Annotated in this window: 22 protein-coding genes; 9 read left to right on the forward strand and 13 right to left on the reverse strand. The window is 69.6% G+C overall.

Annotated features, from left to right (window positions below):
- Positions 1-137: 137 nt before the first annotated feature.
- From uxaC to OCJ37_RS20630, 3 genes are all read left to right on the forward strand, one after another.
- Positions 138-1,562 (forward strand): glucuronate isomerase, encoded by a 1,425-nt coding sequence (gene uxaC / locus OCJ37_RS20620; protein WP_263111537.1) that lies wholly within the window; start codon positions 138-140, stop codon positions 1,560-1,562.
- 98 nt (positions 1,563-1,660) lie between these two features.
- Positions 1,661-4,357, forward strand: coding sequence for a beta-galactosidase GalB (galB, locus tag OCJ37_RS20625; protein WP_263113754.1), 2,697 nt, complete (start codon positions 1,661-1,663; stop codon positions 4,355-4,357).
- 164 nt (positions 4,358-4,521) lie between these two features.
- Positions 4,522-5,649 (forward strand): endo-1,4-beta-xylanase, encoded by a 1,128-nt coding sequence (locus tag OCJ37_RS20630; protein WP_263113755.1) that lies wholly within the window; start codon positions 4,522-4,524, stop codon positions 5,647-5,649.
- Between the two features lie 94 nt (positions 5,650-5,743).
- Here OCJ37_RS20630 and OCJ37_RS20635 read toward each other — a convergent pair whose 3' ends face one another.
- The 3 genes from OCJ37_RS20635 to OCJ37_RS20645 form a co-directional block, all read right to left on the reverse strand.
- Positions 5,744-6,907 carry a serine hydrolase domain-containing protein gene (locus tag OCJ37_RS20635; RefSeq protein ID WP_263111538.1) on the reverse strand — a complete coding sequence of 388 codons (1,164 nt, stop codon included), beginning with the start codon at positions 6,905-6,907 and terminating at the stop codon, positions 5,744-5,746.
- A 207-nt stretch (positions 6,908-7,114) separates the two neighbouring features.
- Positions 7,115-8,467 (reverse strand): XVIPCD domain-containing protein, encoded by a 1,353-nt coding sequence (locus tag OCJ37_RS20640; RefSeq protein WP_263111539.1) that lies wholly within the window; start codon positions 8,465-8,467, stop codon positions 7,115-7,117.
- A 10-nt stretch (positions 8,468-8,477) separates the two neighbouring features.
- The gene (locus OCJ37_RS20645) at positions 8,478-9,110 is read right to left on the reverse strand and encodes a hypothetical protein (RefSeq protein ID WP_263111540.1); all 633 of its coding nucleotides are present in this window, start codon (positions 9,108-9,110) and stop codon (positions 8,478-8,480) included.
- 225 nt (positions 9,111-9,335) lie between these two features.
- Between OCJ37_RS20645 and OCJ37_RS20650 the strand changes: the two genes are divergently transcribed.
- Together OCJ37_RS20650 and OCJ37_RS20655 are read left to right on the forward strand one after the other, a co-directional pair.
- Positions 9,336-10,373, forward strand: a complete 1,038-nt coding sequence (locus OCJ37_RS20650) for an SMP-30/gluconolactonase/LRE family protein (RefSeq protein ID WP_263111541.1) — start codon at positions 9,336-9,338, stop codon at positions 10,371-10,373.
- Between the two features lie 63 nt (positions 10,374-10,436).
- Positions 10,437-10,925, forward strand: coding sequence for a DMP19 family protein (locus tag OCJ37_RS20655; protein ID WP_263111542.1), 489 nt, complete (start codon positions 10,437-10,439; stop codon positions 10,923-10,925).
- A gap of 441 nt (positions 10,926-11,366) precedes the next feature.
- On the opposite strand, the gene OCJ37_RS20660 is transcribed toward OCJ37_RS20655, so the two are convergent.
- The gene (locus OCJ37_RS20660; protein WP_263111543.1) at positions 11,367-12,242 is read right to left on the reverse strand and encodes an aldo/keto reductase family oxidoreductase; all 876 of its coding nucleotides are present in this window, start codon (positions 12,240-12,242) and stop codon (positions 11,367-11,369) included.
- Between the two features lie 112 nt (positions 12,243-12,354).
- Between OCJ37_RS20660 and OCJ37_RS20665 the strand changes: the two genes are divergently transcribed.
- Positions 12,355-13,251, forward strand: coding sequence for a LysR family transcriptional regulator (locus OCJ37_RS20665; RefSeq protein ID WP_263111544.1), 897 nt, complete (start codon positions 12,355-12,357; stop codon positions 13,249-13,251).
- Between the two features lie 181 nt (positions 13,252-13,432).
- Here the strand turns inward: OCJ37_RS20665 and OCJ37_RS20670 are convergent, their stop codons facing one another.
- The gene (locus OCJ37_RS20670; protein WP_263111545.1) at positions 13,433-13,993 is read right to left on the reverse strand and encodes a DUF6891 domain-containing protein; all 561 of its coding nucleotides are present in this window, start codon (positions 13,991-13,993) and stop codon (positions 13,433-13,435) included.
- Positions 13,994-14,261: 268 nt separating this feature from the next.
- Here OCJ37_RS20670 and OCJ37_RS20675 point away from each other — a divergent pair, with 268 nt between their 5' ends.
- Positions 14,262-14,648, forward strand: coding sequence for a metal-dependent hydrolase (locus OCJ37_RS20675; protein WP_263111546.1), 387 nt, complete (start codon positions 14,262-14,264; stop codon positions 14,646-14,648).
- Between the two features lie 120 nt (positions 14,649-14,768).
- On the opposite strand, the gene OCJ37_RS20680 is transcribed toward OCJ37_RS20675, so the two are convergent.
- A complete protein-coding gene (locus OCJ37_RS20680; RefSeq protein WP_263111547.1) occupies positions 14,769-15,698 on the reverse strand; it encodes a LysR family transcriptional regulator in 930 nt (309 codons plus the stop codon).
- Between the two features lie 137 nt (positions 15,699-15,835).
- Here OCJ37_RS20680 and OCJ37_RS20685 point away from each other — a divergent pair, with 137 nt between their 5' ends.
- A complete protein-coding gene (locus tag OCJ37_RS20685) occupies positions 15,836-16,234 on the forward strand; it encodes a RidA family protein (protein ID WP_263111548.1) in 399 nt (132 codons plus the stop codon).
- A gap of 116 nt (positions 16,235-16,350) precedes the next feature.
- On the opposite strand, the gene OCJ37_RS20690 is transcribed toward OCJ37_RS20685, so the two are convergent.
- The gene (locus OCJ37_RS20690; protein ID WP_263111549.1) at positions 16,351-16,713 is read right to left on the reverse strand and encodes a VOC family protein; all 363 of its coding nucleotides are present in this window, start codon (positions 16,711-16,713) and stop codon (positions 16,351-16,353) included.
- A 216-nt stretch (positions 16,714-16,929) separates the two neighbouring features.
- A complete protein-coding gene (locus tag OCJ37_RS20695; protein WP_263111550.1) occupies positions 16,930-17,571 on the reverse strand; it encodes a TetR/AcrR family transcriptional regulator in 642 nt (213 codons plus the stop codon).
- A gap of 87 nt (positions 17,572-17,658) precedes the next feature.
- On the opposite strand from OCJ37_RS20695, the gene OCJ37_RS20700 reads away from it, so the two are divergent.
- Positions 17,659-18,324: an O-methyltransferase gene (locus OCJ37_RS20700; protein WP_263111551.1), complete on the forward strand. Its 666-nt coding sequence runs from the start codon at positions 17,659-17,661 to the stop codon at positions 18,322-18,324.
- Positions 18,325-18,422: 98 nt separating this feature from the next.
- Here OCJ37_RS20700 and OCJ37_RS20705 read toward each other — a convergent pair whose 3' ends face one another.
- The 5 genes from OCJ37_RS20705 to manD all read right to left on the reverse strand — a co-directional run bounded on the left by OCJ37_RS20705 (position 18,423) and on the right by manD (position 26,444).
- The gene (locus OCJ37_RS20705) at positions 18,423-18,716 is read right to left on the reverse strand and encodes a hypothetical protein (RefSeq protein ID WP_263111552.1); all 294 of its coding nucleotides are present in this window, start codon (positions 18,714-18,716) and stop codon (positions 18,423-18,425) included.
- 107 nt (positions 18,717-18,823) lie between these two features.
- The gene (locus OCJ37_RS20710; protein WP_263111553.1) at positions 18,824-20,281 is read right to left on the reverse strand and encodes a mannitol dehydrogenase family protein; all 1,458 of its coding nucleotides are present in this window, start codon (positions 20,279-20,281) and stop codon (positions 18,824-18,826) included.
- Positions 20,282-20,712: 431 nt separating this feature from the next.
- Positions 20,713-23,457, reverse strand: a complete 2,745-nt coding sequence (locus tag OCJ37_RS20715) for a glycoside hydrolase family 3 protein (RefSeq protein WP_263111554.1) — start codon at positions 23,455-23,457, stop codon at positions 20,713-20,715.
- A gap of 3 nt (positions 23,458-23,460) precedes the next feature.
- Complete coding sequence (locus OCJ37_RS20720; RefSeq protein WP_263113756.1) at positions 23,461-25,149, reverse strand: glycoside hydrolase family 43 protein; 1,689 nt, start codon at positions 25,147-25,149, stop codon at positions 23,461-23,463.
- 35 nt (positions 25,150-25,184) lie between these two features.
- Positions 25,185-26,444 carry a D-mannonate dehydratase ManD gene (manD, locus tag OCJ37_RS20725; protein WP_263111555.1) on the reverse strand — a complete coding sequence of 420 codons (1,260 nt, stop codon included), beginning with the start codon at positions 26,442-26,444 and terminating at the stop codon, positions 25,185-25,187.
- Position 26,445 lies beyond the last annotated feature (1 nt).

Here is a 26,445-nt window from a genome sequence, read left to right on the forward strand (position 1 = left end):
TCGCGACGGCGCACACGACCGTCCCGCGCGACGGCCGCGGGCCGCCGGCCTCGGCCCGGTCGCGCGATGATGCGGCGCATGCGCCGTCCCGCGCCGATCGCGGCGTCCGCATTCCACTCCTTGCCTGCATTTGCGCTATGACCCCGACCTCCCCCGTCCTGTCCCTGCATCCCGACCGCCTGCTGCCGCCCGAGCCGGGCATGCGCGCGATCGCGCGCCGCCTGTACGCGCAGGTCGCCGCGCTGCCCATCGTCAGCCCGCACGGCCACACCGACCCGGCCTGGTTCGCCGAGGATGCGCCGTTCGCCAACGCCACCGAACTGCTGCTGGTGCCCGACCACTACGTGTTCCGCATGCTCTACAGCCAGGGCGTGGACCTGGACGCGCTGGGCATCCCGCGCGCCGACGGCAGCCGCGCCGCGGTGGATCCGCGCGCGGCCTGGCGCGTGTTCGCCGAACGCTTCCACCTGCTGCGCGGCACGCCCTCGGCGCTGTGGCTGAACCACGTGTTCCACGAGGTGTTCGGGCTGCGCGTGCGGCTGGACGCGGCCAGCGCCGACCTGTACTACGACCGCATCGGCGAGGCCTTGCAGACGCCCGCGTTCCGCCCGCGCGCGCTGTTCGACCGCTTCGGCATCGAAGTGATCGCCACCACCGAGTCGCCGCTGGACCCGCTGCAGCACCACGCCGCGATCCGCGCCAGCGAGTGGAGCGGACGGGTGATCACCGCGTACCGTCCCGACGCCGTGATCGACCCGGACCACGAGCAGTTCCCCGACGCGCTGCGCCGCTTCGGCGAGCTGACCGGCGAGGACGTGTACGCCTGGGACGGCTACCTGCGCGCGCACCGCCAGCGCCGTGCGTTCTTCGCGCGCATGGGCGCCACCTCCACCGACCACGGCCATCCCAGCGCGGCCACCGCCGACCTGCCCGCGGCCGAGGCGGCGCGGCTGTTCGCGCGCGTGCGCGGCGGCGGCGCCAGCGCCGCGGACGCGGAACTGTTCCGCGCGCAGATGCTGACCGAGATGGCGGCGATGAGCGTGGACGACGGCCTGGTGATGCAGCTGCATCCGGGCTGCTTCCGCAACCACAACCGCGCCCTGTTCGCGCGCTACGGCCGCGACAAGGGCGCCGACCTGCCGCTGCGCACCGACTACGTGCGCGCGCTCAAGCCGCTGCTGGACCGCTTCGGCAATACGCCCGGCTTCAGCCTGATCCTGTTCACCCTGGACGAGAGCACCTACGCGCGCGAACTGGCGCCGCTGGCCGGGCACTATCCGGCGCTGCTGCTCGGCCCGGCCTGGTGGTTCCACGATGCGCCCGAAGGCATGTGGCGGTTCCGCGAACAGACGCTGAGCAGCGCCGGCTTCTACAACACGGTCGGCTTCAACGACGACACCCGCGCGTTCCTGTCGATCCCGGCGCGGCACGACGTCGCCCGCCGCGTCGATTGCGCGTTCCTGGCCAAGCTGGTCGCCGAGCATCGCCTCGACGAGGACGAGGCGGCGGAGATCGCGCACGACCTGGCCTACCGCTTGCCGAAGCGGGCCTACCGGCTGTGATGGCGGATGCGGCATGCGGCGCCGCCGCGCCGGCGCGCGAACCTGCGTGCGCGGCCGTGGCCGCGCGCAGGCGTGCGCGGCAGCGCGCGCTGGCGCTGCTGGCGCTGGCCTGGCTGGCCGCCGGCAGCGGCGCCGCGGCGCCCGTGCCGCCTCCCCCGCGCGAGCGGCTGTCGCTGGATGCCGATTGGCGCTTCCATCGCGGCGACGCGCCCGGCGTCGGCGACGCGCTGGACTACGACGTGCGCCCGGCCGTCCCGCCCGATGCAGACGGCAAGGCCGCCGACGCCCGCCCCGACGCCGCCGACCATGTCGCCCCGCGCATCCGGCCGGTGCTCAAGCCATGGATCCTGCCCACCGGCGACGCCTTCATCGCCGATCCGGCGCAGCGCCACCGGCGCCCGCCCGGCGACCCGGGCAGCGACGTGGCCTTCGTGCGCGCCGAGTTCGACGACAGCGGGTGGACCCGCGTGGACCTGCCGCACGACTGGGCGATCGCCGGACCGTTCCTGAAGGACGGCCCGTACGGCGGCATGGGCCGGCTGCCGAGCTGGGGCGTGGGCTGGTACCGCAAACGGCTGGACATTCCCGCCAGCGACCGCGGCCGCGCGATCTTCCTGGACATCGACGGCGCGATGTCCTACGCCACGGTCTGGCTCAACGGCCACCTGGTCGGCGGCTGGCCGTATGGCTACAGCGCCTGGCGCGTGGAGCTGACCCCGTACCTGCGGCCCGGCGGCAGCAACCAGCTGGCGATCCGCCTGGACAATCCGCCCGCGTCGGCGCGCTGGTATCCCGGCGGCGGCCTGTACCGCAGCGTGTGGCTGAGCAAGACCGCGCCGGTGCACGTCGGCCAGTGGGGGACGCAGGTCAGCACGCCGCAGGTATCGGCCCAGGCGGCGGAAGTGCGCCTGGCGGTGACCGTGGACAACAGCGGCGGCGATGCGGCACAGGTGCAAGTGGGCACCGCGATCTATGCGCTGGACGCCGACGGCCGCCGCCAGGGCGCGCCGGTCGCGCGGATCGCGACGGCCAGTGCGCGCATCGCCGCGCGCGCCAGCGCCACCCTCGACGGCAGCGCGCGCATCGCCAACCCGCGGCTGTGGGGCCCGCCGCCGACGCAGCGGCCGCACCGCTACGTGGCCGTGACCGAGGTGACGCAGGACGGCCGCGTGGTCGATCGCTACGAAACGCCGTTCGGCATCCGCACGCTGCGCTGGGATCCGGCCCGCGGCCTGCTGGTCAACGGCGAACACGTGCCAATCCGCGGCGTCAACAACCACCACGACCTGGGCGCGCTCGGCGCCGCGTTCAACCCGCGCGCCGCCGAGCGCCAGCTGCAATCGCTGCAAGGCATGGGCGCCAACGCGGTGCGCATGAGCCACAACCCGCCGGCACCGGAACTGCTGGAGCTGACCGACCGCATGGGCCTGCTGGTGGTCGACGAGATCTTCGACAGCTGGGACATGAAGAAGACCCCGCTGGATTTCCACCTGGTGTTCGGCGACTGGCACGAGCCGGACCTGCGCGCGCTGCTGCGCCGCGACCGCAACCATCCGTCGGTGATCCTGTGGAGCGTGGGCAACGAGGTCGGCGAACAGTACACCGGCGAGGCCGGCGCCGCCATCGCGCGGCGGCTGCAGGCCATCGTGCACGAGGAAGACCCCACCCGCCTGGCCACCGCGGCGATGAACTACGCCGCGCCGGACATGCCGCTGCCCGCGGCGCTGGACGTGATCGGCCTCAACTACCAGGGCGAAGGCATCCGCGATACGCCCGAGTTCGAAGGCACCGAGCGCATCCGCAAGCCGCCGCAGTACCCGCTGTTCCATGCCCGCTTCCCGGACAAGCCGATCTTCAGCAGCGAGACCGCCTCGGCGCTGAGCAGCCGCGGCGTCTACCTGTTCCCGGTGACCGCGGACAGCAGCGCGCCGGTGCGCGACGGCCGCGGCGGCGATCCGCGGGCGCGCCAGGTCAGCGCCTACGAACTGCACGCGGTGGATTTCGGCGCCAGCGCCGACAAGGTGTTCGCCTCGCTCGACAGGCATCCGTTCGTCGCCGGCGAGTTCGTCTGGACCGGCTTCGACTACCTCGGCGAACCGACGCCGTACTACTCCTCGCGCAGTTCCTACTCCGGCATCTTCGACCTGGCCGGCTTTCCCAAGGACCGCTACTGGCTGTACCAGGCGCGCTGGCGTCCCGAATTGCCGATCGCACACCTGCTGCCGCACTGGACCTGGCCCGGCCGCGAAGGCCAGGTCACGCCGGTGCACGTGTTCACCTCCGGCGACGAGGCCGAGCTGTTCGTCAACGGCGTCTCGCAAGGCCGCAGGAAGAAGGCGCCGTTCCAGTACCGGCTGCGCTGGGACGAGGTGGTCTACGCGCCGGGCGAATTGCGCGTGCAGGCCTACAAGGACGGCAAGCCGTGGGCCAGCGAGCGTGTGCGCACCGCCGGGCCGGCGGCGCGGCTGCAGGCCACGCCGGATCGCGCAACGCTCCGCAACGACGGCCGCGACCTGGCCTTCGTGACCGTGCGCCTGCTCGACCGCGACGGCAATCCCGCACCGACCGCCGGCGACCGCCTGCGCTTCCGCATCGAAGGCCCGGGCGAGCTGGTCGCCACCGACAACGGCGATCCCACCGACCTGACGTCGTTCGCCGCGCCCGAGCGCAACGCCTTCAACGGCCTGGCCTTGGCCATCGTGCGCGCACTGCCGGGCAGGACCGGCACCATCACGCTGCACGTCGCATCCGACACCCTCCAGGCCACCCGCACGCGCGTGCGGGTGCAGCGATGACCGGCTCGCGCGCCGGCATGCGCGTGCCACCGCCACGCTGCGACGCATACACACTGCATGCGCCTGAAACGCGCGATCGAAGGAGCGCCACCACCATGCCTGCACTGCGCAAGATGTTCGCCTCGCCCCTGCTGCTGGCCTGTCTGCTCGGCGCCGGACCGGCGATGGCCGCCGATCCCGCCGCGGCGTCGAACGCACCGCCCGCCCCGACCGGAGCGGGCAGCCTCAAGGACGCCTATGCCGGGGCATTCCTGATCGGCACCGCGGTCAACGCCGACATCGTCTCCGGCAAGGACGCCGCCTCCGCCGCGCTGGTGCCGCGGCACTTCAATGCGATCACCGCCGAGAACGCGATGAAGGCCGAGGTGGTCAATCCCCGTCCCGGGGTCTTCGACTTCGCCGCCGCCGATGCCTTCGTCGACTACGGCCGCCGCCACGGCATGTTCGTGGTCGGCCACACCCTGGTCTGGCACAACCAGACCCCGGATTGGTTCTTCGTCGATGCGCAGGGCAGGCCCAACGGCCGCGACGCGCAGCTCGAGCGCATGCGCGCGCACATCCAGGCGGTGGCCGGGCGCTACGTCGGAAAGGTGCAGGCCTGGGACGTGGTCAACGAGGTGATCGACGAGGACGGCAGCTACCGCAACACCAAGTGGGTGGAGCGCGTCGGCGACGGCGACGAACTGGTGCGGCAGGCGTTCCGCTTCGCCGCGCAGTACGCGCCGGATGCGCAGCTGTACTACAACGACTTCAACGCCTGGCGCCCGGAGAAGCGCGACGGCATCGTGCGCATGGTGAAGATGCTGCAGCGCGCCGGCATCCGCATCGACGGCGTGGGCATGCAGGGCCACTGGGGCCTGGACTATCCGAGCCTGCACGACATTGAGGCGGCGATCGACGCCTACGCCGCGCTCGGGGTCAAGGTGATGATCACCGAGCTGGACGTGGACGTGCTGCCGCTGACCAAGGAAGGCCAGGTGATCGGCACCGGGATGGCGCACAAGCAGTTCCAGCTGCCGGAGTTCAAGCGCTACCTCGACCCCTACCGCGACGGCCTGCCGGCGGACGTGCAGGCGCAGCTGCGCGATCGCTACGCCGACCTGTTCCGGCTGTTCTGGCGCAAGCGCGACACGCTGGCCCGGGTCAGCGTGTGGGGCGTGGACGACGGCATGTCGTGGAAGAACGACTACCCGGTGCCCGGGCGCCGCAACTATCCGCTGCTGTTCGACCGCCAGCGCCAGCCCAAGCCCGCCTTCGACGCGGTGCTGGCGGTGCCGGCGCAGGCGCGCTAGCGCAGCCGGCGAGCGCGGAAGCCGCGCCAGCGGCGCCGGCTCCTGCCACGCACCGGCCGGCGACCGGCAACACGCTCCGCCGTTGCCGCAGCGGTCACTCGACGAAGCGCATGTCGCCGTATTCCCAACGCAATGCCGCACCGGTCTCGCCGAGCACGTAGCGGATCAGCTGCGGGAACGCCGCTTCCGCGCGCACGTCGTTGGACAGGATCACCACGCAGCGGCGCCCGCGTTTCACGCAGACCAGCATGTTGCCGGTGGCGTCGTCGTGGCCGCCCTTCATGAAACCCGGCCCTTGCGGTCCGTCGAACACCACCACCCCCAGCCCCGCCGCCAGATCGGCGCGCCGCTGCGCGTCCGGCAACAGCGGCTGCAGGGTCGGGAACTGCGAGGCGGTGCCGATCGCAAGCTGCGGCGCGGTCAGCGCCGCGCCGTGCTGGGGCGCGAGCCCCTCGCCGTCGACGTAGCCGGCGGCGAACTTCGCCAGGTCGGCGATCGTCGTGTCCATCGAACCGGCCGCGCGCACCCTGCTGCGCTCGTCGTGCGGTACGACGCTGCCGTCCAGCGTCCAGCCGTCGGCCAGGTTGGCGGCGAAGTCGTCGCGCCACATCATGCTGGTGCGGCGCATGCCGAAGCGGTCGAACACGCGGCGCTGCATTTCCTGGCCCACGTCCAGGCCCAGTCCGCGCTCGAGCACGAACTGCAGCAGGATCAGCCCCTCGCCCGAGTAGGCATAGCGGCTGCCCGGAGCGAAATGGATGCGCAGCTTGCCGTCGGGCTCAACGAAGGCGAAATTGGCGAAGCCTGCGCTGTGGGTGAGCAGCATGCGCGGGGTGATCGCGCGCCAGCGCGGGTCGCCCGCCAGGTCGGCCCACGGCGCGTACTTGTCTTCGTTGGGGTAATCGGGCAGCGGCCGCTTCAGGTACTCGGCGATCGGCGTGTCCAGCCGCAGCACGCCTTCTTCGACCAGTTGCATGACCATGTACGCGAACGCCATCTTGGTCAGCGATGCGCCATACATCACCGTGTCCGGCTGCAACGGCGCACCGGCCGCGTTGCGCTTGCCGTAGCTGCGCACCAGGGCCACCTCGCCCCGGTCGATCACCGCCAGCGCCAGCCCGTTGGCATGGGTGGCGGCCAGCAGCCGCGCCACCTCCGCGTCCAGCGCCTGGGGAGCGGGCAACGGCGGAGGCGCGTCCTCGGCCAGGGACAGCAGCGGCAACAGCGCGAGCAGGCAAGCGATCGGGACAAGGCGCATGGCATCCTCCTATCGTTGGCGCCACTGTAGGCAGCCGCGGCGCGGCCTGCCATCGGCAGGAAGTCAGGGTGCCGGCCGGCCCAACGGCAGGCGACCGGCTGCGGCGCCGGCCCGCCTTGTCGTGCCGGGTCGGCGCCTTCCTGCCGCCTGCCGCCTGCCGTCCCGGCGCTGGCGCGCATACACGCGCCGACGCCACGGCGCAAAGGCTCAGCGGCTCAACACCTGCGGAGCCTGGGCCTGGACCTGGGTCTGGGTGGCCTGCTCCTGCGCCTGCACCGTGCGCTGCGTCTGCGCCTGCTGCAGCGACTGCTCCTGCAGCTGCTGGTAGGTCTCCTGCGCCGGCCGCGCGATCGCCTCGCTGGTCGGCATCTGCGCGCGGTTGGCGTAGGGATCGGGCGAGGCGGTGTGGCCGTCGCGATACACGAACGCCAGTTCCCCGCCCGGATGCGTCGCGGTGGGCCGGTTGAACCCCACCGACAGCTGGTCGCGCTCGCTGAAGCCGCTCTGCTTGGCCAGCAGGGTCAGGCTGGCGGTCATGCGCTCGCTGTTGTCGTCCCAGCCCTTGCCGATCGCCTGCTCGGCCTGCGCGACGCCGCTGCGGACCCGCTCGCTCAACGCACGGTCCGCGCCCGCCGGCTCGCCGGCGCGCTGCGCCGGCGGGGCCGCGCGCGGCTCCGGCGCTGCCGGCTGCGCGCCGGTGTCGCGAAACCCGTTCGGGATCCACGCCGACGGCACCTTGGCCTGGTCGATCCCCAGCGCCTTCAGGTCGGCGCGCACTTCCGGCGGCGCGCGCTTGGGATCGCGCAACTGCGCGGCATCCTCGGCCTCGGCGACCATGCCCAGGTCGCGCGCGCCGTAGTTCTGCGGATAGCCGCGCGCGTCGTAGAACAGCTTGCCCATCGCCTCGACGTTCTTCGGCGCGTTCGCGTCGATCTTCAGGTCGTCGCCGAAGGTCAGCCCGTCCTTGGCCTTGTAGGTCGCCTTGGCGCCCTCGCCGTTCTTGTCGATGTAGTTGGCCATCTCTGTGCTGGCGTTGTACAGGTCCTTCAGCGTCGCCTTGGGGTTGCTGTGCCTGACGTAGTCGGCCAGCGTGTTGATGCCGGCGATCTCGTCCTTGGACTCGCGCGTGCGCTCCTCGGCGCCATGCGCCTTCAGCGCCGCGGTGTAGTCGTGCGGCGAAGGCGACTTGGCGATCTCGTCGATCTTGTCCTTGAACGCGGCATCGGATTTTTCGATCGCCGCCTTGTTGATCGCATGGCCGATTTCGTGGCCGAGGATGATCCGCGCGGTATTGGCCGAATCGTCGCGCGGCGCATCCATCTTCGCGGTGCGTAGCACGTCCATCGGCAACTGGATCCTGCCGGTTTCGGTGTTGTAGGAACCGCCACCGTCGCGCGGATGCGGCGCGAAGCCGGACAGCTGCTTCTGCTCGATCGCCTGCTCCACCCGCGCCTTCAGCTCGGGCGTGTTGTCCAGCATCTTCCGCAGCGCCTGGCCTTCCTTGGCGTGGGCCGCCTCGAACTCGTCCACCATCTTCTTCAGATCGTCGCCGTTCGCCATCACCCTCTCCTTATGCGGTGGCCAGGATCTGCAGCGCGGACACGCAGGCCTGCGCGTCCTGCGCGTCGGCGTCGTTGCCGACGAACGCGTACACGACCACCGCGCCGCGCTCGAAATGCCAACGGCCGGGGCTGCCCAGGCGCGGCGGCGCGATCCACTGCGCGGCGAAACCGGCCTCGACCAGCGCCTGCCTGTACGGGCCGAGCGGCTGCGTGCAGTGCGCCGCCGCGGTGGATGCCGGCGCGAACGCGAAATCCAGCCGCGACGGCGGCAGCCCATCGGCATCGGCGACCGATTCCAGCGTGTAGCGGCCGCCGCCGGCCACGGGACCGGACGCGCTGAACGCATGCGCCGTGTCGCCGGCGTCCACGTGCAGGCCCGCATGCGCGGCGATCTGCGCCGGGGTCAGGTCCTGCTTGCCGCCGATCGCCAGGATCAGCCGCACTACGCCCTGTGCCAGTTGTTCTGGCGTCATCTCCGACATGGCCCGCTCCTTTGCAGTGGTAATCGATGGGGAATGGGATTGCGCACCGGCGCAGGCGGCCAGCAGCGCCGCGGCCAGCACCACGGCGCCGCGCCGCACGCGCCGGCCGCCGGCAGGTGGCGACAGCGGGCCGATGCCGTTGGGGGAAACAGGGTCCATGGTGCGCCTCTCCTTTGAATGCCCGTCGCGGGGGACGCGGCCGGGCATGGTGGCGGCGATTGTAGCCCCCGGGTCCGCGCAACGCAGCCGATCCGGCCGCGCCCATGGCGGTGCGGTTCCGCCGCCGCGCGGCAGCGGCGGGCGTGCGGCCGCGGCACGCGCCGAGGTGAAGAACCACGCCCCGCGCAATGGCATCATCGCCCGACATCACACAGGAACCTCCCGATGCGATTCCCGACCCGCGTCCTGCTCGCCGCCGCCGTGCTGGCATTGCTCGCCTGTTGTGCGAAGCGCCAGCCGCCCGCGCCGCGCTTCCCGGTCATCGGCCACATCACCGCGTTCGACCCGGCGTTTGGCGAGACGGTGGCGGCGGATGCGCGCATCGAGCGCATCGCCGAGGGCTTCACCTGGGCCGAGGGCCCGGCCTGGGTCCGCGACGGCGGCTACCTGCTGTTCAACGACGTGCCGCAGAACACCATGTACCGCTGGTCCGAGCGCGACGGCCTGTCGGTGTTCCTCAAGCCCTCCGGCTACGCCGGCCCGCCGCTGGACGCCTTGCGCGAAGCCGGCGCCAACGGCCTGCATGCCGAAGCGTCGGGGACCGTGCTGCTCGCCGATTCCGGCACCCGCGCGGTGGCCCGGCTCGATCCGGCCACGCGGCGCAAGACCCTCCTGGCCAGCGCCTACGACGGCCACCGCCTCAACAGCCCCAACGACCTGATCCAGCGCAGCGACGGCGTGGTGTTCTTCACCGATCCGCCGTACGGGCTGAAGGACGGGGACGCATCCCCGGTCAAGGAACTGCGCTTCAACGGCGTCTATCGCCTGGACACCGACGGCAGCGTGCACCTGCTCGACGACAGCCTGAGCCTGCCCAACGGCATCGCCCTGTCGCCGGACGAACGCACCCTGTACGTGGCCAACTCCGATCCGGCGCGGCCGATCTGGACCGCCTACACGCTCGACGCGCGCGGCAACGTCACCGGCAAGCGCCTGTTCGCCGATGCCTCCGACATCGTCGGCGACGCCAACCCCGGCCTGCCGGACGGCATCGCGGTGGCCAGCGACGGCCGCCTGTTCGCCACCGGCCCCGGCGGCGTGCTGGTGTTCGCGCCCGACGGCCGCCGCCTGGGCCGCATCGAGACCGGCGGCCCCGTCGCCAACTGCGCCTTCGGCGACGACGGCCGCACCCTGTACATGACCTCGCACAAGATCCTGGCGCGGGTGCGGGTGAAGGCGACGGGGCTGGGGTTTGCGCCTTAACCGACCTACGGGCTCCCGCCCGTCCATTCAAGCCGCCTCGCGGCCAACGCAGACAGTGGGTCTATGGAAATCATGCGATTCGCGGATGCAGCAAAGCAGGACGATCCCGCAGAAGCGGTCTTCATGGCTGCGCACGCCCTGGTCTTCGACAAGGGCGACGGAATCACGGAGCATATCGATCGCCTCTCTCCTGAAGCGCGCCTCGTTTACTTGCTGTGGTGCTTCGACGGAGAGGTCCATAATGGCGGCTTCGACCAACTTTTCACAAACTCGCTGGGCAATCATTGCGTCGAGATCCTTGGCCACTTGCAGACCGTAGGCGCGAGCAAGTCTCACGCCCTTCTGTCCAAGGCAGTTTCGTGGTTTCCGAACGCATCGCCATCCGGCGACCGGCGGGTCAGGTGGTCGCAACGTGAATCCTTCTCTGACACGCCTGAGTACGAGGCGGAGATGGACAGGCTGGATGCCGAGTTCTACAGGTACGAAGACAATCTGGGTTCGCTGCTGAACTCGTATGTGGCCCAGCACCCCGATGCGTCGATCAGAGCTTGATCGATTCGGGCGTTCGCCTCTCCGGAGGCATTGCATGGCGTGCCTTGATGTCCATTGCGCCCTGCCAGACGAAAATGTCGCCGCTCTTCTCTAGGCAAGGTAACGAACGCCTGGCCGTCGTCCAGGAAGAGATCGAGGGCGCTATTTTGAGCAGCCTAGAACCTACGTCCCCTTTTCCCATCGGGAGAAGGTGGCGCGCAGCGCCGGATGAGGGTACGTCCGACGGAGGAATTTACATGATGAATCCCTACCGCGGCGGGCATCCGCAAGCGGACACGCTCCGATCCAATGTGTCAGCTGCCGTGATGCCTGCCGCTTCGTTTGTCGCGGCTGAAGCCGCTCCTACAGGAAACAGGCGTCACGGCCTCGGTACGATCACCGAGGCCTTTCGCGCTTCCTGACCGACGTGCGCTTGGCCAGAGCCACCGTCAACGACCGCCGTCAGCCGCCCTCTCGGCCGATCCGATCCAACGCGGCCAGCGCGTCGTCCGACAACGACAGTTCCGCCGCCGCCAGGTTCTCCCGCAGATGCGCAACCGACGAGGTGCCCGGGATCAGCAGGATGTTCGGCGCGCGCGCCAGCAGCCACGCCAGCGCCACCTGCATCGGCGTGGCGCCAAGCGCCTGCGCGATCGACGAGAGCGAGTCCGACTGCAGCGGCGTGAAGCCGCCGAGCGGGAAGAACGGCACATAGGCGATGCCGTCGCGGCCGAGCGCGTCGATCAACGCGTCGTCGTCGCGGTGCGCGAGGTTGTAGTGGTTCTGCACGCATACCACCGGGGCGATGCGCCGGGCTTCCTGCACCTGCGCGGCGGTGGCGTTGCTGATGCCCAGGTGCCGGATCAGCCCACGCTGCTGCAGTTCCGCGAGCGCGGTGAACTGTTCTCCGATCGGGCCCTCGCTGGGCGCGTGCACGTCGCCCATCACCCGCAGGTTGACCACATCCAGGACATCCAGGCCGAGGTTGCGCAGATTGTCGTGCACCGCCTGGGCCAGCTCGGCGGGACTTTGCGCCGGCAGCCAGGAGGCGTCGTCGCCACGCACGGCACCGACCTTGGTCACGATCGTCAGCCGCTGCGGATACGGTTGCAGCGCCTCGCGGATCAGCTGGTTGGTGACGTGCGGCCCGTAGAAGTCGCTGGTGTCGATGTGGTCCACGCCCGCGGCCACCGCCTCGCGCAGCACCGCCAGCGCCGCGGCGCGGTCCTTGGGCGGGCCGAACACACCCGGCCCGGCCAGCTGCATTGCGCCGTAGCCGATGCGCGTCACCGTGCGGTCGCCGAGGGAAAAGGTGCCAGCGGTCGAAAGCTTGCTCATGATTGCCTCCAGAAGGGGTGGGCCCAAGCCCGGGTGAGGCCTGCACTGTAGGCGGCGCGCCGATGCGCGATAATCCCGTCGAATCGGTACGGGCTGTGCGGAATCCCGAACAATGACCACGGACCTGCAGGACCTCTTCGCCTTCCTGGCGGTAGTGCGCGCCGGCGGCTTCCGCGAAGCCGCGCGCGCCAGCGGCAGCTCCGCCTCCAGCCTGAGCGAGGCGGTGCGGCGCCTGGAAGCCCGGCTCGGCGTGCGGTTGTTCAACCGCACCACCCGCAGCGTGCTGCCGACCGAGGCCGGCGCACGCCTGGCCGAGCGCCTGGTCCCTGCGCTCGGCGAAGTGGAAGCGGCGCTGGACGTGGTCAACGGCTTCCGCGACCGGCCCAGCGGCACCCTGCGGCTCAACGTGCCGGGCGTCGCCGCGCGCCTGGTGCTGCCGGCGATCGTCACCCCGTTCCTGAAGGCCTATCCGGAGATCAGGCTGGAGGTGATCGTGGAGGACAGCTTCGTCGACATGCTGGCGGCCGGCTGCGATGCCGGCATCCGCTACGACGAGCGCCTGGAGCAGGACATGATCGCGGTGCCGATCGGCCCGCGCGTGCAGCGCTTCGCCACCGCCGCTTCGCCCGAGTATCTCGCCGCGCACGGACGGCCGCAGCACCCGCGCGACTTGCTGACGCACGCCTGCCTGCGCGGCCAGTTCGCCAGCGGCGCCATCCCGGCCTGGGAATTCGAACGCGACGGCGAAGTCGTGCTGATCGAACCGAGCGGCCCGCTGCTGGTACGCCTGGGCGCCGCGGTGGACCTGGCCATCGACGCCGCGGTCGGCGGCCTGGGCGTGATCCACCTGTTCGAGGACTGGCTGCGCCCGCACCTGGACAGCGGCGCGCTGGAGCCGGTGCTGGAACCATGGTGGCAGAGCTTCAGCGGCCCCTTCCTGTACTACCCAGGACGCCGCCACCTGCCCGCACCGCTGCGCGCGTTCGTGGATTTCATTCGGACGCCGTGACCGCGGAGCAGGCGGCGGTGCCACGACGACGCTCGGCATTCGGAATGCATCGCCAACCGCTGCTCTCTGCTCCCTGTAGGAGCGGCTTCAGCCGCGACCCGCCTCACCGACAATGCCCAGCGCACCAGACGAAGGCGCGCCATCCTGCATCCCCCACGACTTGCAAGAAAACTACCAGCTACTAGCGAAACCGCCGCAACCAAACAAACCCAGGCACCGCGATCCGGGTCTTCGACGTCCCATCCCACGCCAACACAAACCCCGCATCCACCAACGCCGCAGCGACCCTCTGCCCAACCGCAAGATCCGCATCCGCCCCACCCTGCAGATCGCCGAACGCAATAAACAACCCACCACCATCCACAGCGCACTCCACATCCTGCCCGTGGTAGAAACAATAGCCGTGATACTGGCCCTCCGGCGCCTCCGCCACCGCCTCGGTCACCTCGGTGTGGCCATCGGACATCGTGTAGCCGGCATTCGCCAGCGCGCAGATGCCCGCGTCGTGCAACCGATAGAACACCGCATCCAAGCGATCGCAATCGGTCTGCGCCGGCCAACCCTGCTCCGCCTGCTGCTTGGCCTGCCACTGGCTGCCGACCGCGGCACGCAGCATCGGTTCGTCGCAATCGTCTTCCAGAATGTCGTCGAGCATCTCCTCGCGGATCTCGGACTCAGAGTAGTAGCCGGACCAAACCCACTTCCGGATTGAATCGAGGACATACGCATCGGTCTCGTTCACGCTCGCTCCTTTGGAGGCCAGGCACTTGCCTGGCGCGCACGTCGATTCCTTCGATGGCACGACAGCGGCAGGCAGGCGACTTCACCACAGGATGGGATCATGAGACAGTCCTTCCGAGATCACGAGCTCGGCATACGGTTTTACCTCACATCTTAGGTCCGCGACCGAAATGCCCTTCACACCCATACATCTCGGTCCAGGACTGGCATTCAAGGCCGCAGGAGGGCGCCATTTCAGCTTTATGGTGTTTGGCGGCTCGCAAGTCCTCATGGACATCGAGCCTCTGATTGGAATCCTGCAAAACAAGCCGATCCTCCACGGCGTGACACACACACTGTTCGGCGCCATGGTCATCGGCAGCCTAGCGGCGGCCACTGGCAAACCCGTCAGCTCAGCCGTGTTGAAACTTCTCAGGATTCCCCACCCGCCACTCACATGGACTGCCGCAGTGTCGGGCGCGTTCGCCGGGACTTACTCCCATATCGTGCTTGACGGCATCGTGCATTCGGACATCATGCCTCTGTGGCCACTGGTGTCAGGCAACCCGTTGTTTCGCGTCGTTGACATCGATCAGCTTCATATCGTTTGCCTGCTCGCTGGCGTCATTGGCCTTGCGTGCCTCGGGCTGAAAGCGGCGTTCAAGCAGCGGACCTGAGGGCATGAAAGCGTTGAGCCGCAGGAAGATCACAAAACGTGGCCAGAGGAAATATCCAACCTCAGGCGCACACTCCTCCTTCTTGCGTTCTTCAGCTTTTTAGCTCGACCGCAGCCTTTCTCACCCTTCCGGCGGATGCCGAACAGGCGCATGCACCGCCATCAGCGCCGCGATCCATTCGATGAACACGCGCAACTTGGCGCTGACATGGCGGTTGGGCGGGAACGCGACGTACAGCGGCATCGGCTCCAGCTGCCAGTCGGCGAACACCGGTACCAGCTCGCCGCTGGCCACGTGCGGCCTGGACATGTAGTCCGGCAGCCACAGCACGCCCATGCCCGCCAGGCCCGCGGCGAGGTAGGCATTGCCGTCGTCCACGGCCAACACATGGCGGCCTTGCACGCTCAGCCGCTCGCCGTCGCGTTGCATGGCATAGGCGATGACCTTCCTGCCGCGGCTGGCGCCGGTGAAGCCGATGATGCGGTGGTGCGTGTCCTCCAGTTCGCGCGGATGCGCTGGCGCGCCGGCGCGCTCCAAGTAGGCCGGGGCGGCGAACACGCCGGCCTGCAGTACGCCGATAAGCCGAGCGCTCAGCGATTGCTCACTGAGCACGCCGCCGCGCACCACGCAGTCCACGTTCTCGCCGATCAGATCCACATGGCGGTCGCTGACCCCCAGGTCGAGCTGGATCTCCGGGTAGCGCGCGTGGAACGCCGGTAGCGCCGGCACCAAAATCAAGCGCGCCAGCGGGCTGGGCACGTCCACCCGCAGCCGGCCGCGTGGCGCGGCAGCTGCGCCGGACAGGCTGGTTTCGGCGTCGTCCAGATCCGCCAGCAGCTGGATCACGCGCTCGTAGAACGCCACGCCATCGGCGGTCGCGTTGACCTTGCGCGTGGTGCGATTGAGCAGCTTCACGCGCAGGCGCGCCTCCAGCTGCTGCACCGCTTGGGTGACGCTGGCCTTGCCGACGCGCAAGGTCTCCGCCGCCTTGGTGAAGCTGCCGGTTTCGACCACGCGCGCGAAGGCCAGCATCGCCTCGAACCGATCCATCCATGCTCCAGTGACGTTGGGATTGTTTGGATTCTACAAACAGTGATGCGGCGATGCGTCAGTTTATCCGCCGGTATCCTGCGCGTACCGTCTTGCCATCGTCATGACTGGCCCGCGCGGGCCGAGGAAGAAGACAGATGGCCACACGCGACGTTGTTTTTCCGCAGGGGCGACAGGCCCTGTACGAGCGCAATCGCTATTCGCCGGCGGTGCGTGCCAATGGCTTGCTGTTCGTGTCCGGACAGGTCGGCAGCCGCGAGGACGGCTCGCCCGAGCCGACCCTGGACGCGCAGGTGCGGCGCGCCTTCGACAACCTCAACGCGGTCCTCGCCGCGGCAGGTTGCACATTCGATGACGTGGTCGATGTCACCTTCTTTCTGGTCGACCCCGAAGCGACGTTCGACACGGTCTGGAAGGTCTTGCCCACGTATTGGGGCGAGGCCCCGTATCCGACCGTGACCGCCGTCGGCGTCACCTGGCTGTATGGGTTCCAGTTCGAGATCAAGGTGATCGCGACATTGCCCAAGGCGCAGTAGCAGGCATCGCGGTCGTGGTGGACCCGGCTGCGCGGCCTTCGCGCCACAGCCGCTTCAGTGCCGCCCGACCCTTGCCGTCATACCAACGCGGGCTAGCGTGGCGGCGGCGACCATGCTCAATCCTCTGCCGGCCACTCGCGAAAGTTCACGCACACCGTGGTCTTGTCCAGCATCGCGAACTCGCGCGATCCCCAGGGCCTGGGCGCGACGGTGTTGCAATTCGGGTGCAGCAGATGCGGCACGCGTGCGGACATTTCCGCGAAGATCGCATCGACATCGTCGGTGTCGATGCTGAGCTCCGGACGATCCTTCGCCGCCCACTCGGGGTTCTCGACCAGATAGGCCTTGGCGCCGTCGCGGGCGACGACGGCCATCGTTGCGTCTTGGTATTGCACGGCAAAGCCCAGGCCATCGACGAAGAAGTCGAGTCCGTCCTGCAGCTTGTCATAGAAGATCTTCGGGATGAGGTTCTTGAACATTGGCTACCTGCGTTGATGGGGGTATTTCAGCAAGGCAAGCACTGCCGCTCTACATCGGCACGAGCGCTTGCCGCCTATCACCGGGGCGTCTTCGGCTAGAGCAGCATATGCGGTCCGGGATACCTCGACCAAGCGTGTCCGCCCGCGCGGACAGGGCCCCGGTGCGCTGGCAGTGCTGCACCAGCGTTCGCAGCCGTTTCCGTGGGCCGCTCACGGCTATGCTGCAGGAGGCGACGCGAGCCGTTGCAGGTAAGCGCAGAACATGTCCGCCATGGCGTCGGCATAGGCGCGGATCTGCGCGGCGCTACGCGGCGTTTCCGAAAACTCCTTGGCCCCTGCGCCGAGCGTCGTCTTGATCAGATTGCCGGCCAGGGTGCGGGTGGCCGCCGGCGCATCCGGCAGCACCTCGCGCATGAAGCGTCGCAACGTCCGCTTTCCCGAGGCGCGCGCCTGCTGCGCCTCGGGCGCGTCGCGGTACAGCGGTGCGGCGGTGGCAAGCGCCGTGCGCATCTGCGCCTCCTCGCATTCCGAACGCACGAAGGCGTGCACCAACAGGCGCAACCGGTCCAGCGGCGGACGCTGGGTGTCCTCGAGGATGCCGCGCAGCAGGTCGCTGGTCTGCCGCCATTCGTCGCTCTGCAGCCGGAACAGGATCGCCGCCTTGTTCGGGAAGTACTGATACAGCGACCCGATGCTCACCCCGGCCTTCTCGGCCACCCGCGCGGTGGTGAAGCGCTGCATTCCTTCCTTGGCCAAAACCTGAGCTGCCGCTTCCAGGATGACCGCCACGAGCAGGTTGGAGCGCGCCTGTTGCGGCTGTTTTCTCGGGGAAATCCTGGTTTTCCGACGATCGTTCATGCGGCGGGCCAATGCGAATAGCGAATGTGACGGATCAGTCGCATTCTATTCCGGTCCGATGACGGACGCACAAAACGGCAACTATCGATGAGCACCCTGACCACTGCACCGCTCGCTCCCCTGCTCGACCACCTGTTCGATGAGGCCGCCGCGACGACGGCGACGGCGATGTCCGCATTCGCCGAAATCCCGACCGAGGAGCGGGAGCGCCTGATGCGCAGCAAGACCGACTACGTGGAGTTCTACAGCCGGCTAAAGGATCTGCCGCTGGCCGTCTCGCGCGAGACCGGCACGCTGCTGTACATGCTGGCGCGCAGCTGCCGCGCGCGCGCGATCGTCGAGTTCGGTACCTCGTTCGGCATCTCCACCCTGCACCTGGCCGCGGCCCTGCGCGACAACGGCGGCGGCCAGCTGATCGGCAGCGAATTCGAGCCGTCCAAGGTGCTGCGCGCCCGCGACAACCTGCGCGCCGGCGGCCTCGACGACCTGATCGAGATCCGCGAAGGCGACGCCTTGCAGACGCTGCGCAGCGACCTGCCCGCCAGCATCGACCTGCTGCTGCTCGACGGCGCCAAGGCGCTGTATCCGCAAGTGCTGGCGCTGCTGGAAACGCGCTTGCGGCCCGGCGCGCTGATCGTCGCCGACAACGCGGACTACAGCCCCGAGTACCTGGCGCATGTGCGCTCGCCCGACGCGGGCTACCTGTCCATCCCGTTCGCCGAGGAGGTGGAGTTGTCGATGCGCATCGGTTGATGCCGCTGCGCTGCGCACTTTCGAGAACGCATCGGTGCAGACGCGATGTTGATGCACGATCGAACGGCCCGGCGGCGCCGGCCTGCTAGAGCGGATGCCTAGCCAGACAGGTTTGTCCAGGTCTTGAGGCCCAGGTAGGCAACGAAGAGCAGCACCACGGCCACGATAATCGCGCGCGACCTGCGCCCCGCTCGCTGATGTTGCGCAACGCGTGACGCGAGCAACGGCGCACTCTTGGCCTGCGTCTCTTCGATGAGTGCATCGGCGCGCTGCGATCCTTCCTCGAGCGTCAGCCTGCCCGCGTCGATGTCGTTGGCGATGGCGTCCAGCTGACGGATCAGGTCCTGCTGCAACCGATCGTACCCGTCGTTGGTGCCGTCTGGTCGTGCCATTGGTATGCTTCCTTGCGCTTGAATAGGCCGCGCGGCGACGTCGCGCCCGCTGGACTGCATTGTCTGCAAGACTATGACAATACAGACGCTAGTGAGCAACAGCACCGTTACGCGAGCGCCTGCTGCACCTCTGTCGGGCTGGCGTCACCCAGCGCAGCGTAGGCACTTCGCAACGGCCCGATGAAACGCGTCTCCCCCGATAGCGGCGCGAACACCGTATCCAGCGCGAGGAACACGCCCACATCATGCTCGGCATCGCCAGTCGCGCTGCGCCCGATCTCGCTCAGCACCTCGTGCATCGGGTCCACCAGCGCCACGCCATCGCGCGCCTGGCGCCGCACGAACTGCATCCACGCCGCGACCGGCAGGCACAGGCGGTCGATGCGGCGGCCGGCGGCCAGGGCGTCGGCGATGGTGCCGAGCAGGCGTACCGGGATTTTTTGTGAGCCATCCCAGGCGATCTGCGCCAGGCGGTGGGCGATGGTGGGGTTGCGGAAGCGGGCGAGGATGGCGCCGGCGTAGTGCTGCGGGTCGAAGCCGGGCATCGGTTGCAGGGTGGGCGCGATGTCCTCGCGCATCAGGGTCTCGACGAAAGCGGCCAGTTGCGGGTGGCGCATGGCGTCGGCGACGGTGTCCAGATTGAGCAGCGTGCCCAGGTACGCCAGCGCGGAGTGCGGGCCGTTGAGCAGGCGCAGCTTGGCGCGGTCGTAGCCGGCGATGTCGTCGCTCAGGGTGACGCCGGCGCGCTCGAAGGCGGGGCGGCCGTTGCAGAAGCGGTCTTCGATCACCCATTGGCTGTAGCGTTCGCGCTGGACCGGCCAGGCGTCGTGGCAACCCAGTTGCGCGGCGACGCGCTCGCGCAGGGCGTCGTTGCTGGCCGGGGTGATGCTGTCGACCATCGAGCGCGGGAAGGCGGCTTCGGTCTCGATCCAGGCGGCCAGTGCGGGGTCGATGGTGTGGGCGAACTGCAGCACGGCGCGGCGCAGCTTGCCGCCGTTGTCGGGCAGGTTGTCGCAGCTGAGCATGGTGTAGGGCGCCAGGCCCAGGCGCAAGCGTTCGCGCAGGCCGGCGACGAGGTAGCCGATGGCGCTGCGCGGGGCGTGCGGGGCGGCGAGGTCGTGGACGATGTCCGGGTGCGCGAGGTCGAGATGCTCGCCGGCCAGGCAGTAGCCCTTTTCGGTGACGGTGAGGGTGACCAGGCGCACCGACGGGTCGGCCAGGCGCGCGAGGACGGTGGGTTGTTCGTCGCTTGCGCACAGCACTTCGCGGATGGCGCCGATGATGCGCAGTTCGGGGTGCTCATCCAACAGGGCGAGGGTGTAGAGGGCGTCTTGCGGGCGCAGCGCGTCGCGGACCTGCGGGCTGTGCAGGGAGACGGCGCTGATCGCCCAGTCCGGTTCGGTCGCGAGCAGGTCGTCGATATAGACGGCCTGGTGGGCGCGGTGGAAGGCGCCGGCGCCGAGGTGGACGATGCCGATGCGGGTGCGGTCCAGGACGTAGGTTGGGCTGGCGATGGCCGGCGGCAGGCTGGTGAGCGTGGCGGCGGTGAGGCGTGAGTTGGTCACGGGGGGTCCAGGAGGATTTCGGTCTGGGGCATGGTCGGTGAAGCCGTCGCGACTGAAGTCGCTCCCACAATGGAGTTGAGGGGCTGGTGGCTGGTCGGTAAGGCGGTCGGGGCTGAAGCCCCTCCTGCAGGGAGCTGAAGCGGGTTGGTGGCTGGTCGGTAAGGCGGTCGGGGCTGAAGCCCCTCCTACAGGGGAGCTGCAGTGGGCTGGTGGTTGGTCGGTAGGGTGGTCGGGGCTGAAGCCCCTCCTACAGTGGAGCTGAGGCGGGCTGGAACTTGGTCGGTGAGGCGGTCGCGGCTGAAGCCGCTCCTACAAGGGATCGCGTGGGTCCGGTGCATGGTCGGTGACGTGCCTGGGGCTGAAAGCCCTAGGCCTTCCGCAGCCACGGCTTCGGTGGTGCGAGCGTTGGCTGCCCGCACCACCGATGGCGGTCACTGGCGCGGCGTTGCTTTCGCTGCGGACGACGGCTGCACGCTGAAGCGCTGGCGCGCGCGCACGTCGGCGCTGGAGGCGCCGACCTGCAGTTCGTAGTCGCCCGGGTCCACCACGTAGGCCTTGCGCGCTTCGTCGTAGACGCGCAGGTCGGCCTGCGGGGAGATGGCGAAGCGCACTTCGCGGGTTTCGCCGGGCTGCAGGGCGATGCGCTGGAAGCCGCGCAGTTCCTTGCTCGCGCGTTCGCGCTTCGGCGCCAGCGGTTGCAGGTACAGCTGCACCACTTCGTCGCCGGCGCGCTTGCCGGTGTTCTTCACCTTGAGCGTGGCGTGCAGGCTGCCGTCGGCCTGCACCTTGCTGCGGTCCAGGCGCAGGTCGGAATAGGCGAACTGCGTGTAAGACAGGCCGTGCCCGAACGGGTACAGCGGGGTGCCGGCGAAGTAGCGGTAGGTGCGGCCGCGCATGGCGTAGTCGTCGAACGCGGGCAGCTTCTCGTCCTCCCTGTAGAAGGTGACCGGCAGGCGGCCGCCTGGGTTGGCGTCGCCGAACAGGGTATCGGCCACGGCGCTGCCGCCGCGCTGGCCGGGATACCAGGCCAGCAGGATCGCCGGCACGTGCTGTTGCGCCCAGTCGATGGCCAGCGCCGAGCCGGTGGTCAGCACCGCCACCACCGGCTTACCGGTGCCGTGCAGCGCTTCGAGCAGTTCGCGCTGCGGCTTGGGCAGGCGCAGGTCGGTGCGGTCGCCGCCGGCGAAGCCGGGATAGTTGACCTTCATCTCCTCGCCTTCCACGTCGCCGGTCAGGCCGCCGACGAACACCACCACGTCGGCGCGGCGTGCCGCGTCCAGCGCCTCTTCCAGCGGCGGCCTGGCGCCGGGCTGGCGCCAGGCCAGGCGCACGCCGGCATCGCGCTCGCCTTCGTAGTACTCCAGGCGCAGGTCGTAGCTGCGGCCGGCTTCCAGGCGCACGTCGACGCCGTCGGCGTGCAGGCGGTCGCTGGCGCTCCAGCGGTCGATCAGGCGCTTGCCGTCCAGGTACAGGCGCACGCCGTCGTCGGCCGCCGTTTCCAGGTGGTAGGTGCCGGTGGCCGGCGGCACCAGCTTTCCGCTCCAGCGGATGCTGAAATTGTCCGCGGGCACGGCCTGGCCCGGCCCGGCCTCGCCGCGGGCGAGCAGGTTGTCGGTGGGCGAACCGCGGTCCCACTTGAAGCCGATCTGCGCGTCCGTCCGCACCAGCGCCGGGGTACCGGACAGGTCGCGGTTGCGGAAGTATTCGCCGCGCAGGCCGCGCTCGGGCGAGTCGGCCGACGGGCGCAGGTACTGCGGTTCGATCAGCGGCGTGGCGGCGGGGTCGTCGCGGCCTTCGACCAAGTCGGCGCCGCGCGCGTATAGCACCTCGGCGTCGGGCGCGGCCTCGCGGATGCCCTGCAGCACGGTGACCGGCGCGGCGGGGGTGCCGTAATAGTTGCCCAGCAGCGCCATGGTGTCGTCGGCGGTCGGGCCGACCACGGCGATGCGTTTGACCTTGGCGCGCGACAGCGGCAGCACGCCGTCGTTCTTCAGCAGCACCAGCGATTCGCGCGCGGTGCGCCGGGCCAGCGCGTCGTGTTCGGGCGACTGGTTGGCCGAGATGGGAATCCGCGCCCAAGCCAGTTTTTCCGGCGGATCGAACATGCCCAGGCGCATGCGCGAACACATCAGCTTCTGCAGCGCCTTGTCGACCTCGGCTTCGCTGATCAGGCCCTTGCGCACGGCGGCCGGCAGCGTGGCGTATTCCTCGCCGCATTCCAGTTCGGTGCCGTGCTTCACCGCCAGCGCGGCGGCCTCCTCGCGGGTGGCGACGATCTTGTGGTTCTTCCAGATGTCCACGATCGCCCAGCAGTCGGACACCACGTAGCCGTCGAAACCCCATTGGTCGCGCAGCACGTCGCGCAGCAGGAACTTGCTGGCGCTGGCCGATTCGCCGAACACGCGGTTGTAGGCGCCCATCACCGCATCCACCTTCCCTTCCTTGACCAGCGCTTCGAATGCCGGCAGGTAGGTTTCGTGCAGGTCGCGCTGCGACGGATGCGCGTCGAAGTGGTGGCGGTCGGCCTCCGGGCCGCTGTGCACGGCGAAGTGCTTGGCGGTGGCGTCGAGCTTGCGGTAGGTCTCGCCCTGCGCGTTCTTCGGCGCATCCGCGCCCTCGCCCTGCAGGCCCTGCACGAAGGTCACGCCCATGCGCGCGGTGAGGAACGGGTCCTCGCCGTAGGTCTCCTGGCCGCGGCCCCAGCGCGGGTCGCGGAAGATGTTGATGTTCGGCGACCAGAACGTCAGGCCCTGGTAGCGCGCATGCTGGTCCTGGCGCAGCGCCTGGTGGTGCTTGGCGCGCGCTTCGTCGCTGATCGCGGTGGAGACCTCGCGCATCAGCGGCACGTCGAACGTCGCTGCCATGCCGATCGCCTGCGGGAACACGGTGGCGCCGCCAGCGCGGGCCACGCCGTGCAGCGCTTCGTTCCACCAGTCGTAGGCCGGCACGCCCAGACGCGGGATCGCGGGTGCGGCGTTCTGCATCTGCGCGGCCTTTTCCTCCAGCGTCATCCGCGACACCAGGTCGGCGGCGCGCTGTTCGAAACTGCGCTGGGTGTCCAGGTACGGGGGCGGCGCCTCGGCGGCAAGCGCCACGCACGGCACGATGGCCAACAGCAACGCCAGCGTCGTGACGCGGCGCCGGCTTTCCTTGTGCAGCGCAGTCTTGGTGTGCATTGCCTACTCCTTGGTGGATCGGTCCGGTTCGCGGCGGGCGTACGGCCCGATGGTGGTGCCGGTGAAGCCGCCGGCCACGGCAGTGCTGAGCATCGCCGCATCGTCGTTGCGGCGCAGCCAACGCCAGTCCTGGCCGGCGGCGGCGAAGGCGAAGGCATAGCGGCCGCCGTCGCCGGCGATCTTCAGGCGCAGCGCGCCCTCGGCATCGACCGCGCTGCGCGCCAGCGTGGTGGTGCGCTGGCCGTCGCGCTTGTCGAGGAACACTTCGGCGCGCGCGCCGCGCCGGCGCACGCCGAGCACGTACCAGGCGTCGGCGTTCTGGAACGCGGCGAGCCCGGCGACCAGGCCCGGCTGCGCCGGTATCTGCACGGCGGTGCTGGCTTCGAAGCGCATGTGCTGCTGCCGGTAGGCCAGGAAGGCGGGATTGCCGACGCCATCCAGGCCTTGCGTGTCGGGCCGCAGGGTCGCCCAGCCCGGACGCGCGCGCAGGTCCAGCCATTCGCGCCTGGGCGTGCGCAGCAACAGCCAGCGGCGATCGCGCTGCGCCGCGTCGAAGCCGTCGCGCCAGGTGAAGTTGCCGCTCAGCGGTTCGGCGTCGGCGCTGGCGTCGGCGCGCGACCCGGCCGGCCCCGGCGCCACGTACGGGATCGGCTGCCCGGCAGGCAGGATCGACGGCCAACCGTCGCGCCACGTGACCGGCAGCAGGAAGGTCTCGCGGCCGGTGTTGTAGCGGTCCTGCGCGTACGGGCGGCTGGCCAGGAACAGCGCCCACCACTGGCCGTCGGTACCTTCGACCAGGTCGGCATGGCCGGCGTTGCTGATCGGGTCGGCGCGCTCGACGGGCAGGTCGCGCTGGGTCAGGATCGGGTTGTGCGGCGCCGGCACGTACGGCCCCCACGGCGTGCGGCTGCGCAGCGCCACCTGCGAATGCTGCGGACCGGTGCCGCCTTCGGCGCAGGACAGCACGTACCAGCCGTCGCGCTTGTACAGGTGTGGGCCTTCGATCCAGATCGGCTTGCTGGCCAGATCCACGCCGCCGTTGACCAGCACCTTGCGCGGGCCCACCGGCTGCATCCGCGCCAGGTCGAAGCGCTGCATCCAGATCGCGCGATGGCCTTCGTACAACGGCGCACCGTCCGGCGGACCGTTGTTGAGCAGGTAGGCGCTGCCGTCGTCGTCGAAGAACAGCGACGGGTCGATGCCGTCGATGTCCGGCAGCCAGTGCAGCGCCGACCACGGCCCGGCCGGATCGTCGGCGGTGGCGACGAAGTTGCCGCCGCTGTCCACCGCGGTGCCGACCACGTAGAAGCGGCCCTGGTGGTGCGCGATGCTGGCGGCGAACATGCCGCGCGATACGCGCAGGCCGTCGTAATCCAGCTGCTCGGCCCGCTCGACCACGTTGCCGACCTGCCGCCAGTGCACCAGGTCGCGGCTCTCGAACACCGGGAGCGCCGGGAAATAGGCGAAGGTGGAATTGACCAGGTAGTAGCGGTCGCCGGCGCGGGTGACGCTGGGGTCGGGATAGAAGCCGGCCAGCACCGGATTGCGATAGTGACCGGGCGGCAGCGGCGTAGCGAACACCGCATCGTCGCCGCGGTATTCGAACCAGTCGAAGGCGACCGTGCCCGTGTCCGCCGCTGACGCCGGCGCGCGCTGCGCCGACGCGGCCTGCATCGCCACGATGCCGAGCACCCCCCAGGCTAGTGCGCGTCCCCAGCGCATGCGCATCACCAGTCCCACATCGCGCCGTCTTCCAGGCGCGCGACCGGCAGTTGCTTGGGCACGTAGGGATAGCGCTTGGCCAGGGCCTCGTCGATGTCCACGCCATGCCCGGGCGTCTCGCCGCAATGCAGGCGGCCGGCATGGAACGCGTAGTCGTGCGGGAACACCGCGTTGGCCTCGTCGGAATGGAACATGTATTCCTGGATGCCGAAGTTCGGCACCCAGGTGTCGAAGTGCAGCGCCGCGCCCATGCACACCGGCGACAGGTCGGTGGCGCCATGGAAGCCGGTGCGCACCTGGTGCAGCGCGGCGAAGTCGGCGAGCCGGCGCACGTGGGTGATGCCGCCGGCATGGACGATGGTGGTGCGGATGTAGTCGATCAGCTGCTGCTCGATCAGGTGCTTGCAGTCCCAGATCGAGTTGAACACCTCGCCTACCGCCAGCGGCGTCACCGAATGCTGGCGGATCACCTCGAACGCGCGCTGGTTCTCCGCGGGCGTGGCGTCCTCCAGCCAGAACAGCCGGTACGGCTCCAGGTCCCGCGCCAGCCGCGCCGCCTCGATCGGGGTCAGCCGATGGTGCGCGTCGTGCAGCAGTTCGACCTCATCGCCGTGGTCGGCGCGCAGCTGTTCGAACAGCTTGGGCACCACGCCCAGATAGCGCGGCGTGGACCATACGGTCTCGGTCGGCAGCTCGCTTTCGGCCGGTTCGTAGGGCTTGCCGCCGACGGAAATGCCGTAGGTCTTCTTGATCCCGGGCACGCCGCACTGCGCGCGGATGGCGATGAAGCCCAGTTCGCGGAAACGCCCGACTTCGTCGCTGGTCTCGGCGATGTCGCGGCCGTTGGCGTGGCCGTAGACCAGCGCGCCTTCGCGCGAGCGCCCGCCCAGCAGCTGGTACAGCGGCATGCCGGCCATCTTGCCGAGGATGTCCCACAGCGCCACGTCCACCGCCGCGATCGCGGTCATCGTCACCGGGCCACGCCGCCAATAGGCGCCACGGTAGAAGAACTGCCAGAGGTCCTCGATGCGGCCGGCATCGCGGCCGATCAGGTTCGGCACCACGTGGTCCTGCAGGTACGACGCCACCGCCAGTTCGCGGCCATTGAGGGTGGCGTCGCCCAGGCCGTACACGCCGGAGCGGGTGACGATCTTCAGGGTGACGAAATTGCGCCCCGGGCAGGTGACGATGACCCGCGCCTCGACGATTTCGCGATCGCGGGCCGAGCCTTGGGCGGAAGTAGCGCTGTCGGAAGTCTGGGTCATC

This window comes from Xanthomonas sp. AM6 (assembly GCF_025665335.1).
Lineage (GTDB): Bacteria > Pseudomonadota > Gammaproteobacteria > Xanthomonadales > Xanthomonadaceae > Xanthomonas_A.

Excerpts from the sequence above, each read along its gene's own strand:
- OCJ37_RS20660 (WP_263111543.1), bottom strand. The coding sequence starts at position 12,242 with ATGAGCAAGCTTTCGACCGCTGGCACCTTTTCCCTCGGCGACCGCACG.
- OCJ37_RS20645 (WP_263111540.1), bottom strand. The coding sequence starts at position 9,110 with ATGGACCCTGTTTCCCCCAACGGCATCGGCCCGCTGTCGCCACCTGCC.
- OCJ37_RS20700 (WP_263111551.1), top strand. The coding sequence starts at position 17,659 with ATGAGCACCCTGACCACTGCACCGCTCGCTCCCCTGCTCGACCACCTG.
- manD (WP_263111555.1), bottom strand. The coding sequence starts at position 26,444 with ATGACCCAGACTTCCGACAGCGCTACTTCCGCCCAAGGCTCGGCCCGC.
- OCJ37_RS20630 (WP_263113755.1), top strand. The coding sequence starts at position 4,522 with ATGGCCGCCGATCCCGCCGCGGCGTCGAACGCACCGCCCGCCCCGACC.
- uxaC (WP_263111537.1), top strand. The coding sequence starts at position 138 with ATGACCCCGACCTCCCCCGTCCTGTCCCTGCATCCCGACCGCCTGCTG.
- OCJ37_RS20655 (WP_263111542.1), top strand. The coding sequence starts at position 10,437 with ATGGAAATCATGCGATTCGCGGATGCAGCAAAGCAGGACGATCCCGCA.
- OCJ37_RS20635 (WP_263111538.1), bottom strand. The coding sequence starts at position 6,907 with ATGCGCCTTGTCCCGATCGCTTGCCTGCTCGCGCTGTTGCCGCTGCTG.
- OCJ37_RS20665 (WP_263111544.1), top strand. The coding sequence starts at position 12,355 with ATGACCACGGACCTGCAGGACCTCTTCGCCTTCCTGGCGGTAGTGCGC.
- OCJ37_RS20675 (WP_263111546.1), top strand. The coding sequence starts at position 14,262 with ATGGACATCGAGCCTCTGATTGGAATCCTGCAAAACAAGCCGATCCTC.
- OCJ37_RS20695 (WP_263111550.1), bottom strand. The coding sequence starts at position 17,571 with ATGAACGATCGTCGGAAAACCAGGATTTCCCCGAGAAAACAGCCGCAA.
- OCJ37_RS20690 (WP_263111549.1), bottom strand. The coding sequence starts at position 16,713 with ATGTTCAAGAACCTCATCCCGAAGATCTTCTATGACAAGCTGCAGGAC.
- OCJ37_RS20685 (WP_263111548.1), top strand. The coding sequence starts at position 15,836 with ATGGCCACACGCGACGTTGTTTTTCCGCAGGGGCGACAGGCCCTGTAC.
- OCJ37_RS20680 (WP_263111547.1), bottom strand. The coding sequence starts at position 15,698 with ATGGATCGGTTCGAGGCGATGCTGGCCTTCGCGCGCGTGGTCGAAACC.
- OCJ37_RS20715 (WP_263111554.1), bottom strand. The coding sequence starts at position 23,457 with ATGCACACCAAGACTGCGCTGCACAAGGAAAGCCGGCGCCGCGTCACG.
- OCJ37_RS20705 (WP_263111552.1), bottom strand. The coding sequence starts at position 18,716 with ATGGCACGACCAGACGGCACCAACGACGGGTACGATCGGTTGCAGCAG.
- OCJ37_RS20650 (WP_263111541.1), top strand. The coding sequence starts at position 9,336 with ATGCGATTCCCGACCCGCGTCCTGCTCGCCGCCGCCGTGCTGGCATTG.
- OCJ37_RS20640 (WP_263111539.1), bottom strand. The coding sequence starts at position 8,467 with ATGGCGAACGGCGACGATCTGAAGAAGATGGTGGACGAGTTCGAGGCG.